The 13551-nt window shown below is 47.6% G+C and carries 11 protein-coding genes; 8 read left to right on the top strand and 3 right to left on the bottom strand.

Annotation, left to right across the window (positions count from 1 at the left end):
- The first annotated feature begins 102 nt into the window (after positions 1-102).
- The 3 genes from QT990_RS02185 (at position 103) to QT990_RS02175 (ending at position 2936) form a co-directional block, all read left to right on the top strand.
- Complete coding sequence (locus tag QT990_RS02185; protein WP_333464863.1) at positions 103-834, top strand: cyclase family protein; 732 nt, start codon at positions 103-105, stop codon at positions 832-834.
- A gap of 248 nt (positions 835-1082) precedes the next feature.
- Positions 1083-1829: a DUF1995 family protein gene (locus QT990_RS02180; protein WP_333309461.1), complete on the top strand. Its 747-nt coding sequence runs from the start codon at positions 1083-1085 to the stop codon at positions 1827-1829.
- A gap of 336 nt (positions 1830-2165) precedes the next feature.
- Positions 2166-2936, top strand: coding sequence for a metallophosphoesterase family protein (locus QT990_RS02175; protein ID WP_333199212.1), 771 nt, complete (start codon positions 2166-2168; stop codon positions 2934-2936).
- Between the two features lie 307 nt (positions 2937-3243).
- Here QT990_RS02175 and QT990_RS02170 read toward each other — a convergent pair whose 3' ends face one another.
- Positions 3244-4095 carry a M48 family metallopeptidase gene (locus tag QT990_RS02170; RefSeq protein ID WP_333309492.1) on the bottom strand — a complete coding sequence of 284 codons (852 nt, stop codon included), beginning with the start codon at positions 4093-4095 and terminating at the stop codon, positions 3244-3246.
- Positions 4096-4468: 373 nt separating this feature from the next.
- Between QT990_RS02170 and QT990_RS02165 the strand changes: the two genes are divergently transcribed.
- Positions 4469-4993 carry a DUF4330 domain-containing protein gene (locus QT990_RS02165; RefSeq protein ID WP_333143735.1) on the top strand — a complete coding sequence of 175 codons (525 nt, stop codon included), beginning with the start codon at positions 4469-4471 and terminating at the stop codon, positions 4991-4993.
- A 189-nt stretch (positions 4994-5182) separates the two neighbouring features.
- Here the strand turns inward: QT990_RS02165 and QT990_RS02160 are convergent, their stop codons facing one another.
- On the bottom strand, positions 5183-6088 hold the full coding sequence (locus QT990_RS02160) for an alpha/beta hydrolase (protein ID WP_333309464.1): 906 nt from the start codon (positions 6086-6088) through the stop codon (positions 5183-5185).
- Between the two features lie 565 nt (positions 6089-6653).
- Between QT990_RS02160 and QT990_RS02155 the strand changes: the two genes are divergently transcribed.
- Positions 6654-7232: a hypothetical protein gene (locus QT990_RS02155; protein WP_333464862.1), complete on the top strand. Its 579-nt coding sequence runs from the start codon at positions 6654-6656 to the stop codon at positions 7230-7232.
- On the opposite strand, the gene QT990_RS02150 is transcribed toward QT990_RS02155, so the two are convergent.
- On the bottom strand, positions 7200-8153 hold the full coding sequence (locus QT990_RS02150; RefSeq protein WP_333464861.1) for a hypothetical protein: 954 nt from the start codon (positions 8151-8153) through the stop codon (positions 7200-7202). The two genes, QT990_RS02155 and QT990_RS02150, sit on opposite strands and share 33 nt — an antisense overlap.
- A gap of 1115 nt (positions 8154-9268) precedes the next feature.
- Between QT990_RS02150 and QT990_RS02145 the strand changes: the two genes are divergently transcribed.
- The 3 genes from QT990_RS02145 to QT990_RS02135 all read left to right on the top strand — a co-directional run bounded on the left by QT990_RS02145 (position 9269) and on the right by QT990_RS02135 (position 12983).
- On the top strand, positions 9269-10171 hold the full coding sequence (locus QT990_RS02145) for an MBL fold metallo-hydrolase (RefSeq protein ID WP_333143739.1): 903 nt from the start codon (positions 9269-9271) through the stop codon (positions 10169-10171).
- Positions 10172-10571: 400 nt separating this feature from the next.
- Complete coding sequence (locus tag QT990_RS02140) at positions 10572-11774, top strand: bifunctional riboflavin kinase/FAD synthetase (RefSeq protein WP_333464860.1); 1203 nt, start codon at positions 10572-10574, stop codon at positions 11772-11774.
- A gap of 300 nt (positions 11775-12074) precedes the next feature.
- Complete coding sequence (locus QT990_RS02135) at positions 12075-12983, top strand: MoxR family ATPase (RefSeq protein ID WP_333464859.1); 909 nt, start codon at positions 12075-12077, stop codon at positions 12981-12983.
- The last annotated feature ends 568 nt before the right edge of the window (positions 12984-13551 follow it).

Below are 13551 nucleotides of genomic sequence, written 5' to 3'. Positions count from 1 at the left end.
TATCAAATCCATTCGTATCCGAATTATCCATCCCTCTCTTCTCTAACTCTGCGCCCTCTGCGCCCTCTGCGGTTAAATACTTCAAAAACAATCGCCAACGATATGACAAACCAATTAAACTTAAATAATCTCAAAACGATCGCCTACAGCAAAATTGTAGACTTAACCCATTCAATTCACCCAAATATTCCCATTTGGCCAGGAGATCCAGCGACAGAAATTGCCACAGTATCTCAAATAGAAACAGACGGGTATTTCCTGCGAAAATTTTCGATGGGTGAACACAGTGGCACTCACATCAACGCACCCAACAGCTTTTATGCAGGAGGCGCCAGCATTGATAATTATTCCCCGCAGTCGCTCGTTGTGCCCGCAATTGCGATCAACATCCGAGAGCAAAGTCTTGCCAATCCCGACTACACTTTAACAATTGATGATATATTGACTTGGGAACGGCAGCACAAACTTATAGAACCGGCAAATCTAGTTTTATTGTATACTGGGTGGCAAGAAAAATGGGAGGACGAGAAAGCATTTTTCAACCGAGACGATCGCGGAATTTGCCACTTTCCGGGATTTGGCAAAGCAGCCACTCAATTTTTGCTAGAAGAACGCTCTATCGCGGGAGTTGGAACCGACACTCACGGAGTCGATACCGGGCGAGATGAAAGTTTTGCGGTTAACAAATTGGTATTGGAAAAGCAGCGAATAGTGCTGGAAAATCTAGCAAATCTAGACTTGTTACCTGCGGCTGAAATGACTTTAGTTATCGGAATATTGCGCCTTTTGGGAGGTTCCGGTTCACCCGTGTCGGTGTTAGCTTTTGTTGCTTGAGGCGGTAAAACTTAGATATTGCATTATGCTCCAGAACGGGCAAGATGCCCGTTCCACAAAGAGTCAATTTTTTTTGTGGAACAGGCCGAAAAGCCTGTTCCTAAACGGAAAGCCGGATGCCCTTTCCACAAAGAGTGAATTTTCTTGTGGAACGGGCATCTTGCCCCTTCATAAATAGGTAATTGAGAATGGTGCAATATCTCAGGTAAAATTAGATTGAGAGAAGTCGAGTAAAAACAATAAGATTAATGACAGAACTGCCCAAGGATCTCAACGAGGCGATCGCCCAATCCCGCATTGCAACCGCCGCTGCCCTCTCGGACGGCAAAACTCTACTGCAAGTCGAATTAGTATTTCCAGAAATCGCCCTGCAAGCACAGTCTATCACCCTACAATTCCTCCCAGAATTTGAGGAAATCTACCCCGGAGTAAAAGTATTTTTTCCCGACACCGGTGCGGCAGCCCTCGCGCGCCGTGACTGGGGAGAAACACCGTTTAAAGTCACTGATTTAGGCAGCAGTCGCACTCCTGTTGAAGATAAAATAGCGCCGGAAGATCAACTTTTCATTTTGATCAATCCAGCAGCCGTAGAAGTTGCCCAAGTCGAAAAACTTTACATAGCTGCGGCCGGTCGCCCAGTAATTCTACTCAACCCGCGCCTCGAAGATGTTGCCACCATAGGTATAGGCTATGCGGGCCGCCAATTGCGCGATCGATTCCTCAGCAAAATCGAATCCTGCTACTATATCAGACCCCTAGACACTGCTGCTTTATTCCGCTGCTACCCCCAATCCTGGCAAGTGTGGTTGGAAACAAACGACGAATACAAACTAATTTCTGAAACCGCCCAAAAACCTGTCGGAGACGATTTAGAGCGGATTTTAGCCGCTTCTCTCCCAAGCGCCGATCCTGACTCCACCGCACCTGCAAAACCTCTAAAAAAGAAAGGTTTTTTGGCAGAACTCCAGACATTCCTCAAAGCTTTGACTCAGTAACAATAGTTAAGGCTCGATCGTATTTTAGGGGGTATCAGCTAGGATTATTTTCGACTTAATCGGTCGGCTAATCGCTGATGCACCCTACACCCTAGCGCGTGAAATAACTCAAAGCTTTGCCTCAGTAACAGCAGTTGCAGAAGCACAATTAACAGCTTGCCTGTGTTTCTACCAGTAGCTACGCAAACAGAGACTGGCGAGCTTTACAGAATCTTTATACAAAGCAGTATAATGGGTGACACCCCTCCACCGTAAAAGAGGGGAGGCAAATAGCAGCAAAATCAGATGCTATAAGCTAGAGATGGGGCTTTTGAGTCAGGGAAGCGGATAAACACAATGGAGCATCGGCGCATTGTTATCGGGGACGTACACGGGCATTACGACGGCTTAATGACCCTGCTAGAGGCACTTGCCCCCAGCTCGAACGATCGCGTCTATTTTTTGGGAGACTTAATCGATCGTGGCCCCAAAAGCGCTCAGGTATTAGATTTTGTGCAGCAAAGCCCCTACCAAACTCTGTTGGGCAACCACGAACAACTGATGCTGGAGGCTTTGTCGGGGACGCCTATGGATATGCGAGCGTGGCAATCTTGGCTATACAGTGGTGGCGATGCGACAGTAGCGAGCTACAGAGATACAGGGATGATGCCGTATAAACACTTAGAGTGGCTGCGATCGCTCCCCACGCACCTGGACTTAGGGGACATCTGGCTGGTTCACGCCGGCGTTGACCCCCATCTGTCGATCGATGAACAGTCGATCGAACAACTGTGTTGGATTCGCAGGGAATTTCACACCATGTCGAAACCCTATTTTCCCAATAAATTAATTATTACCGGTCACACGATCACCTTTACCTTTCATGGGGTCAGACCGGGCGAATTAGTCAGGGGCGAAGGGTGGTTGGATATTGACACGGGTGCTTATCATCCCAAAAGCGGCTGGCTGACAGGATTTGACCTCAGCTACCGCAGAGTTTATCAAGTAAATGTATTTAACAATCAAGTCCGAATTTTGCCGTTTGACGAAGTTGTCAGGCAATTGAAGCCGCAGCCGATTGCACCCCCCCAAGCTGCGATCGATTCTATTGTTCAACAGCAGTGTTAAATCAATTTGTAGTTTTAGGGTATGTCAGTTTAAGTCGGATCTATCTTATATCTTGCACCATTGTCAATAATTCTTTTATGAACAGGCTTTCCGGCCTGTTCCACAAGAAAATTTATCTCTTGTGGAACGGGCCGGAGAGCCCGTTCTTGAGAATGGTGCAAGATGTGATATCTATTAAATCGCAATTAACTTGCTGCTGACTTACCCTAGTAACTGGATTTGTTTTTTAATCAACCGCGAAGACGCGAAGATCGCGAAGTAAGAAAAGAGAAGAGAAGAGAAGAGATTGCCTGACTGATTTACATTTCTACGAGCCCAAAAGCCTGCGGATTTCTAGCCTGTAATCCTCATTATTCAAACCTTCACCGCTAGCAAGATCCGGATCTATAGCCTGTGAAATAGCAGCAATGCGATCGCCAGTTGCCGGGTGAGTGCTCAAAATGCTAGGAGGAGAAGGCTTGTTGAGCAACTTTTTCATAAAATCAACCATCCCAGATTGAGCGTAGCCCGCTCGCCCCATAGTTTGCAATCCCAACTGATCGGCTTCATACTCAGCTTGGCGACTGTGGGGGCGCCGCAAGGCCAATTCCACCCCAATCTGAACCGCCTGAGAGCGATCGAGTCCAGTCGCCGAAGCTACACCTGAAGCTATGGCCATTTGACGCATTTGTTTAATCGCGTGGCGAGCATTAATGTGAGCGATTTCGTGGGCGATCACACTGGCCAATTCTGCCTCATTGTCCGCCGCCGTCATCAAACCTTTATTCACATAAACAAAACCGCCCATAGTTGCAAAAGCATTAATCGCGTCGTCGTCAATGACTTGAAAAGTATAAGGAATATTCGGGCGAGTGCTTTCTTGAGCGAGTCGTTGACCGATGCGGTTGATATATTCTGTAGTGTCCCGATCGCGGTCAATCTTAAACTCGCTGTTGGTTAACTGCTGATTAATTTGTCGGCCAATAGTCACCTCTTGGCGATCGGACATATTCGACAATTGAATAACTTGAATGCCTCGGAAAATCAGTTCAGGCAAAGAAAATGCTTGAGTCGGTTCCGGGGAAACCACCCAGATACCCGCAGCCACCATCAGGGACAGAAACAGATAAATCCCCCGGCCACAAGTACGCCGGCAAGTCAACCAAAAATTTTTTAACATGAGTGATACGTGCCAGAAGTTAGATAAAATTGTAGGAAAAACTCGAAAAGTCACTAAATAGGCAGACGCAATTTGAGGCTGCTTAGTTGCTATTCTAGCTTTTTGCCAATTTTTCACCCCCCCACCAGCTTCTGGGCGATCGGCCCGCAGCCCAACCAACCGCCGTCAACTGCCTTCTGGGTTAAGTGCCCCAGTCATGCGGATTTGGGGCGATCGTTGTGGTAATATCTTTTAGCTTCAGGACTTACGCATCAATAAAGTATGTCATTGCCAGCGGTAGCTCAGCAATAGCAGCATCTGTTTTTCATCGATGTCTGTGTAAGTCCTGAGCTTGTAAACATACTCCTGTCGCTATCAGTATAATAGGCGATTTATGAAAATTTTGGATTCTCAAGGCCGACTGTTCGGCAAACTCAGCATCCTAGACGTAGCTGCAGCTCTAATCGTACTGCTAGTTGCAGTCGGAATCTTCTTCTTTCCCGGCACTTCTGGCGGTTCCGTCGCCCAAGTCGGCACCAGTGTCAAACCTGTAGAAATTGATGCAATTGCGATCGGTCTCAAAGGAACAAACGTTCAAGATTTGTTCAAAGCTGGCGATAAAATCAATGTAGTGATCCGCAATCAACCCTCCGGTCAGATTACCATTAAATCTGTCAAAACTCTCACCAGAACCCTAGCAGTTCCTCAGCCCAACGGCACTCTGAAAGCTCTCCCCGATCCCAGAGAAGAAGAATCCTTCAGCAAAAATATGATGTTTACCTTAGAGGGAAAAGGTCAACTTACTGAAAATGGCCCGGTTTTAGGTAATACGAAAGTCAAAATTGGCACTACGCTAGAGCTTGAAGGCAACAAGTACATTTTCAACGCCAGCGTTATCGACGTGCGAGTAAAAGAGTAGTCAGTAGTCAGTAGTCAGTAGTCAGTAGTCAGTAGTCAGTAGTCAGTAGTCAGTAGTCAGTAGTCAGTAGTCATTGCTAATGGGAAGAGGGAATTCATATTCCTTCTTCCTTCTATCCTTTACATCCTTTACATCCGTTACATCCGTTACATCCGTTACATCCGTTACAAAATCCGTTGCCGAACTTCTTTACCCTTCCGAAAGCAATTTTAAGTATTGCTTAATTAAGCCAATCGTGACAGCGGGAATTTCTAACTGCGGAGTCAAACCTACGTTTTCCAGACGTTGAAAAACTTTGATTACTTCGGGGTTGAGATTTGCCAACCGCTGGCCGATATCGGGCCCGGTAAACTGCGATTTTTCTCCCCAAATAATCGCTGTCGGCGTTGTTAGCTGAGTGATGTACAGCGACAAATCAAAGCACAAATCTCCCCGCACAAAAGACAGGGCTGCGTATTCTGCATTTGGTTCCAAAGCAGATTCGAGGTAAGCATCAACAATTTCTTGGTAAACGCGACGCGAATCGGCAAATTGGCGTTGTTCTAGGAAGCTACGGATGCCGCCGTCTGTGGCGATTCCGGTACTGTAGAGCAAGCGATCTAAAATCGGCGTGTTGACTAGCTTAGCGAAGAAACTGCTGCCGTAATCTTGTCCGAAGTCCGACAAACCGCTGGGTATGGTCAAAATTAGGGATTTGAAGAGATCCGGCCGTGCGATCGCAGCTCGAATCGCGATCGCCCCTGTTAGCGAAGAAGCAATCACCTCTGTCGGACTACCGCAAGTTTTTTCGATAAATTCGATCAACGTTGTGATATAATCTTCAACCTGATAATTTCTTGCCGGATGTTCCGATCGCCCCCAACCGATTAAATCCGGTGCTAAAATTCGATATTCTGTCGCAAAAGCCGGATAAACTTTCGACCATTCGTAGGCACTCGACCCGCCGCCAAAACCGTGAAAAAATACTAAGTTGGGCTTATTTTCCGAAGTTGAGGTCGGCAACCCCATCCAAGGCATTTTTTCAGCAGTGTAGTAGACCATTCTGCCGAGAGAAGTAACTATCGAGCGCTGACCGAAGCCGAGGGGTACAAGCATAAACTAACCTTAATCGCTGTTATATTTTAGATTCTTTTCCGTCGCCCCGTCTTTATTTAAAAAACTTGCAAAGCTGGTGGCGTTTTTGTAAAGATTGAGTAATGATTTAAATCTATTTTAGTACAGGTGAAGCGTGAAACTACAGACAGCAAGTAAGTTTTGCGATTTGGGCAATTCGGCTGTGTAGTTATCCTTACCCTTGCAAACTACCGCCGATCGGAGATAATAGCAAAATGATGGGTAAGACCCCTCAACAAAATAGAGTCGGTTCGCCAACCCCGAAAGCAAGCGCTCGGAAAGGAGGACTATTAGAACTCGCTTTCAGGCAGGCGGCAGGTTTGCCGACGCTCGCCAATCACAAATCATTAATCACGATATTTTGCGGAGCAGTGGCTTTTGAGGTCGAAAGTCTTTGTTGGAGGGCGGGTGATGGGGTTTCGATTCCTAATTGCAGGTTTGGCAATCACGGGCCTCGCCGTTATCAATTCCAAAACAGAAGAAACAACTAATCTCAGGGAGGTCTACTAAAATGCAACTGCTCAGAAAAAGGGATCGCGAGGGTTTTATGGTTGATGCGAAAAGTCTTCAATCAGACGGGTTTGCAGAATTTGATACAGCCTATCGAAGCATGGATTTAAACAGCAAAAAGTCTTTTGTCGCCACTCCAGAACGCTCAGCCGCCGGGTCAGAGGTGCGATCGCGCGCCACGGTACCTGCGATCGTCCGGGTAGCTTTAGAAGACTTGAAATGCTTTGAAGTAGTAGAACACCAGTTTGCACATTGGGGGGTTACTTTTAGCAATGCCGTCGCCATCCAACCTTCAAACCCAGCATTTTTCACAGGTTCTGGGGCAACAGTGTTAATGGGAGCCCCCAAAAGCGGACTGATAGAAGTAACTTTTAAGTATCCAGTTCGCTGGGTGTCAGGACTTGTCACCAGTTCGCGACGAACTGTTTTATCTGCTTGTGATATTGACGGCAACCCAATTGTTCAGGATGAAATGCCGGCGCCCAATCTGATCGGGTCTAATTCTCCGATCGACCCTAGGGCTCCCCTGCGCGTAAAAGCTCCGAATATTCATCGAATTAGTTTTTACGCTTTTGATGGTCAGCTAATAGTCGATGACTTGACTTTTGGATTTTAAAGCCATGCCATAAGTAGCGTCCCAAGTCTGCAAACCTTCGAGAAGGGCATTGCGGACTAAAGCTTCTGGTTCCCGACTCAGCATCAGGCGAAAGCACTCGGCAGCGCGGGAACAGGCGATCCTCTGCGAGGGCTTCGCTAACGAACTTTTGACAGAGCTCACAGGGCCAAACCCACCCTGATTCACCAAATCGGTCATTTGCCGCACGGCAATCAAACGCTTCACGGGGTCAGCATCAGTCAAATCCGCCAAGATGCGATCGAGCGCCACTTCATCTTTGGCGGCCCCCAGACTCAACCCTTGCCGCAGCAACAGCCAGGGAATCGCGATCGTGCCCAAATTCTGCAAAATTAGGCTCAAAGCCATCCAGTGGCTCTCGGATTCCGCCCAAATCGCCAAACTCATGTAAGCGCCCAAGGTAGCAATACCACCGGTGCCGACGGCTAAAACGAATCGGCGGTTCGGGCCCTCCCAAAATTGTTCGCCTTTTGCTCGCAGCAATTGCCAGTCCCACGACTGCCCTCGGTAAACCAGCATCATCGCTGCTATCCCCAGGCCTGTGGAAAACAGTAACTGACTGTTCCACCACCCCCAAACTGCTGCCAGGGTGACAACTGCCAGCCAACCTTTCGATCGAGTCAAACTCTCTAGCAGCCACTTGAGAAACGCAGTAGAAACCACAGGCGATCGGGCCCACTCGCTCTTGCCATCTGCCCCCCAGCGCATTGTTTCGGCAGTCCGACCTGTGGCTGTTGGGGTTCCCGGCGGGCGATCGTCCGAACTAAATTTCCTCAAAGCTTGGCCATCCGTCATTTCTACAGACAGGTCGCTCAAGGGGAGATTACCGAGTTCCAAAGTGCGATCGGACACTTTCACAGGCGATCTATTCAGCTTGCTTGTAGTTTTTTTAACTTGATTCATACTGACTTTTTTGAAAAAAAACTTAAAGTTATCCAGGCGTTTTTAGCAGTGATTTAGATTCTCGGCAAACAAGAGTCTAAGACTCTATGATACCCGAAATTCAAACCCGTGGCCAGTACCGCAACTGCGCCGAATTCCGAGAAATCCTTACCAAAAATAGAGCTATTGAAGATAGTTGAGAAAAGCACCACAGGTTAACAGGGAATATTTCTGCATCACTCTTGAGACAGAATGCCGATCGGAGTTGGCATGATGGCAAAAACTCGAAATTTTTTAATTTCCGAAAATAGGGGAATTTTGAGTGATTCAATTCGTCCGCCAAGAAATGCAGGACGAAAATTTAGCCTTTTGCCCGCAGGCTGGGGATGTCGCTGCTACCCGGTGTCAGATGAGGCTGGGTTCAGCTTGACCGCTAGCGGGACGAACCGCCGCCTCTGGGCGGGCAGACAATCCAGACAGTATTGCTTGATAATTAATAGCAGAAGCATTCCTAAACTGCTAAGATTTTGGAATTAATGGGAGTTGAGTTAGTTAAACCGGGTTCTGCTAAAAAGGAGTCCCTGATGCTCATGGGCAGGGGTTAAATGGCGGGACCATCTCAAGTCGGGTAAATTAACCGTCATTCTTGTAGAGGCGCCTTTAGGCCCGATCGGCAACATCAGCCAGATATCGGCGCAAAACAGCCCCGACACCTGCATATTATGGTCGCTAAACCGGACTAGATAGCAGGAAAGCCATCATCCGCGTTCCAACCCGTAAAGCAGCAGGGCAAACAAGCAACCGCGCGATCAGGTTCGGCAAGTGCGGAGGCTGGAACAAACAGCGGCTTTTGACCAAACTCAGACAGAACTGCTGCCCCAAAGTGTGTCTGCGGAGGTTAGGCTAGTGAAGAGAGGAAAAGAATAGTTACGATCGAGACTTGATTAGTCTACCTTGTAATTTATTGCTCAGTTGTCAAGCCCAACAGTTTTGCATTCTCGCGATGAGCGAGACTCTTGGCACTTCCAACAAGTGGGGAACTCGACCGTCAAAGAGCTTGGGTTTGATGGTAAAGCCCTTAGTAATATGTAAACACCTTATCGATAACTCGCCGGAACAATCTTGCAAGAAAACCCATGTCTAGTATGCACAACCAATTCACGGTTCACTTCTGGGGCGTTAGAGGTAGCATAGCGTCTCCCGGAGCAGAAACAGTACGTTACGGGGGCAACACGCCCTGTGTAGAAATGCGAGTGGGTGACAGTCGCCTAATTTTCGATGGCGGTACTGGATTGCGGGTTTTGGGACAAACTCTCCTGTCCCAGATGCCCGTAAAAGCTCATATGTTTTTTACTCACTCTCACTGGGATCACATTCAAGGATTCCCATTTTTTGTCCCAGCTTTTATTCCTGGGAACTGCTTTCACATCTATGGGGCTATTGCTCCTAATAAGGCTACTATCCAGCAGCGCCTCCACGACCAGATGCTGCACCCCAATTTTCCGGTACCCCTGCAAATTATGGGGGCAGACCTGAAATTTAACGATATAGAAGTGGGCAAACCGCTGGAAATCGGAGAGATTAAGGTGGAAACTGCTTTGCTCAACCATCCGGGCGAAGCTATAGGCTACCGCGTAAACTGGCGGGGGTATTCGGCTGCTTACGTGACTGATACCGAACATTTTCCCGATCGTTTAGACGACAATGTGCTGTATTTAGCTCAGGATGCTGATGTGCTGATCTACGACGCTACTTATACCGATGAGGAGTATTATGCCCCGAAGAGCAGCAAGGTCGGCTGGGGACATTCGACTTGGCAGGAAGCGGTGAAGGTGGCAAAGGCTGCTAATGTCAAAAAGTTGGTGATTTTTCACCACGACCCGCTGCACAATGACGAGTTTTTAGACAGGGTGGGAGAAGAAGTGGCTCAAAGGTTCCCGAATAGTTTGATGGCGCGGGAAGGTTTGTCGTTACAATTGCTGCCTCCTGATAACGATTTGTCTGAAGCGTTGGTGCAAGCGCCTCAAGTGTCTGTCTGATGGATTTGAGATTGTCAGATGGTTCTGAAATCTAGATCTGTGAAATCTGACATTTAAGCGAGGGCTGACCGAAAGCATCCAGGATACAAGCCCCCGGATTCATTCCGAAAGCAGACTCAGGACCGGTGAAATAAAAAACCTGTATCCCATGAAACTTGCCCCCCGAATTTATCCGTGGGGTCAATGCTTCAATCGAAAATCTAAAATCTAAAATCTAAAATCGATTGACCTCAGTCAAAGACGGATACCGTGCCACGTACTCCTGTCGTGGAAAACCAAAAAGTTTAGACCCTAGTTCAACCTTCCAGATTTATCTGTGGAGTAAAATCTAAAATCTAACATCTAACATCTAACATCGACTGGCGATCGCAATCTGGCTAAGTATGTCAAAATTTTAAGCGTGTGGGTAACTTCTTCTTGTACCGCTGCTCTGACTCCAACTTCTGTTGCCTTGGGAAACTTTGATGGTTTGCACCTAGGGCATCGACAAGTCGTGCAGCCAATTTTAAATCGATCGCCAGGGCAAAATTCTGCGACGGTTTTTGCGTCGGGGCAAAACTTGCTCTCCAACGCTGGCAAAGATCAAAATTGGGAAACAGAACATCCGGCGACCTGCGAAAATGACTCAGCAGCACCGCCCGATCGAGCCGACAGCCGCCATAATTTCGATGGTTTGATAGGCCCTAGGGCAGAGGGCAACAGCCTCTCTGGGATCGATTCTGATAGGGTCGATCGGCTTTACGGCACTGTGGTGACATTCGATCCGCACCCGCAAGAATTTTTTACGGGTCAACCGAAAAAACTGCTGACACCTCTGGCAGAAAAGGTAGAATTGCTCGCAGCAATGGGCGTCGAGCAACTTGTGCTGCTGCCGTTCGATCGAGAATTGGCGGCTTTGACTGCTTCTGAGTTTGTCGAGGAAATTTTGGTGCGGCAACTAAAAGCGAGTCGAATTAGTGTGGGGGTTGATTTTCGGTTTGGACGGGGACGCGCTGGGACGGCTGTGGATTTGCAGTCGATCGCCTCTGGTTACGGTATTGATGTTGCTCTTGTACCGCTGCATAATTGCGGTGAGGGCGATCGGATCAGCAGTTCTGCAATCCGCGAAGGTCTGGCATCCGGCGACCTCACAAGAGCGAATCAGTTGTTGGGGCGACCTTACAGTTTAGTCGGAACTGTGGTTGGCGGACAGCGGCTGGGTAGGACGATCGGATTTCCTACTGCTAATATCGAACTGCCGCCGGAAAAATTTTTGCCACGTTTTGGCGTGTATGCAGTGCGAGTCTCGGTGAAGCAGGGAGGGGAAAAGATGAAAGAGGAAAGTTCTTCTGATCAGCGGGAAAATCCCAAATCTCTAATTCCCCGCACAGCATCAAATTTATCTTTTGTCAATGGGGTGATGAATGTTGGTTGCCGCCCGACAGTAGACGGCCTGCAACCCACTGTGGAAGTTCACCTGTTAGATTGGTCTGGGGATTTGTACGGTCAAACCTTGAGCGCGAGTTTGGTAGAGTTTTTGCGACCCGAACAAAAATTCGCTTCTCTGGATGCTCTCAAAACTCAAATTCAGGCAGATTGTGATATTGCTAGAAGCGTATTATAGCCTAGGGCATAGGGCATAGGGCATAGGGCATAGGGCATAGGGCATAGGGCATAGGGCATAGGGCATAGGGCATAGGGCATAGGACTCGTCCCCATACCTCACCACGCTTGAGAACCGCTATAGCTGCTAAAGTCTAATAATTATGTGATCTAGAACAGGCGATCGGTTTTAAAAATGGTGCAAGATGAGTCAGACTAAATTCTAGTTGTACAAATCCGAAGTCCGCAAGGCAAAGACTCAAGATTTTGGCATTTTGATGTTCGATAAAAAATTAGCAATTAGCAATTAGAAATCAGGGATATGAGACAACATATTGAGCGACTCAAACAAAATCTAGGCAAAACTATGGTCGGCAAAGCCGATGCTATTCGCTTGGTATTGGTAGCGGTGCTATCGGGCGGGCACGCGCTGCTGGAAGACGTGCCTGGTGTGGGAAAAACGCTGCTGGCGAAGTCTTTGGCGCGATCGATCGATGGGAAGTTTCAGCGGATTCAGTGCACTCCCGATTTGTTACCGACAGATATCACGGGTACTAATATTTGGAATCCGCGCAGCGGAGAGTTTGAGTTTTTGCCAGGGCCAGTTTTTGCTAATGTTTTGCTTGCTGATGAAATCAATCGGGCGACGCCACGAACTCAGTCAGCTTTGCTGGAAGTGATGGAAGAAAAGCAGGTGACAGTAGATGGAGTTTCTCGAAATGTTCCGACGCCGTTTTTTGTGATTGCGACTCAGAACCCGATAGAATATCAAGGCACTTTTCCGCTGCCGGAAGCCCAGATGGATCGGTTTACTTTGTCTTTGACTTTGGGCTATCCCGCTGCGTTGGAAGAGTTGCAAATGTTGGAACGGCTTTCTGATAGTTTTGCTGTTGAAGATTTGCAGCCTTGTATTTCTTTGGAAGAAGTGCAGGAATTGCGCCGTTTGTGCGCTGCTGTGAAGGTGGAAGGCTCTTTGAAACAGTATATTGTAGATTTGGTGCGATCGACGCGGGAGGATGAGGAGATTACTCTGGGGGTGAGTCCCCGGGGTGCGGTGGCTTTGCACCGGGCGTTGCAGGCTTTGGCGTTTATGGAGGGCCGGGATTATGGGACTCCTGATGATGTGAAATATTTGGCGCCGCACGTACTTTCTCACCGATTGATTCCGGCAGGCGGAAAGAGGGCTAAGACGATTGTTGACAAGTTGTTGCGATCAGTTCCTATTCCTTAAAAAGTTTGTAAGTAGGTTGCTTTAATTATAGGAACAGGCAAGATGCCTGTTCCACAAACAATTACAGCTTAATTAAAGGAACAGGCAAGATGCCTGTTCCACAAACAATTAATTTTCATGTGGAGTGGACAGGAGATCCAGCCATTGAAAGACTTATTAATCATGGTGCAAGATGTCATATCAAATCCTGTTAGCATCGGAATTGTAAAATCCAGTCAACAGTCAACAATCACGGACGCTGCAACCGGAATCGATATAATTCATCTGCGTTAATCTGTGTTTATCTGCCTCTATCTGCGGTTAAAAAAAGAAAATTTTTGAACAGCAGATGACAATGGATTGACGTTGATTCACGCAGAGGTCGAGAAGAGATATATGAATAATTCCGATGCTAATACCAATTTAAGGTGAAGTTGCACATATCTCGATCCCCCTAAATCCCCCTGATTGTTGGGGGACGAAAGAGAAGAATCTTGTCCCCCCCTTCTTAAGGGGGGTTAGGGGGGATCAGATTCTACGGGGCCTCATAAAAAATTGGTATAACAGATTTGATGTCAGTTAATCAATA

The sequence above is a fragment of the Microcoleus sp. T3_B1 genome (genome assembly GCF_036700445.1).
Classification (GTDB): Bacteria; Cyanobacteriota; Cyanobacteriia; order Cyanobacteriales; family Microcoleaceae; genus Microcoleus.
The sequence above is the reverse complement of the archived record's forward strand: the minus strand, read 5'-3'. Positions and strand labels throughout refer to the sequence as shown.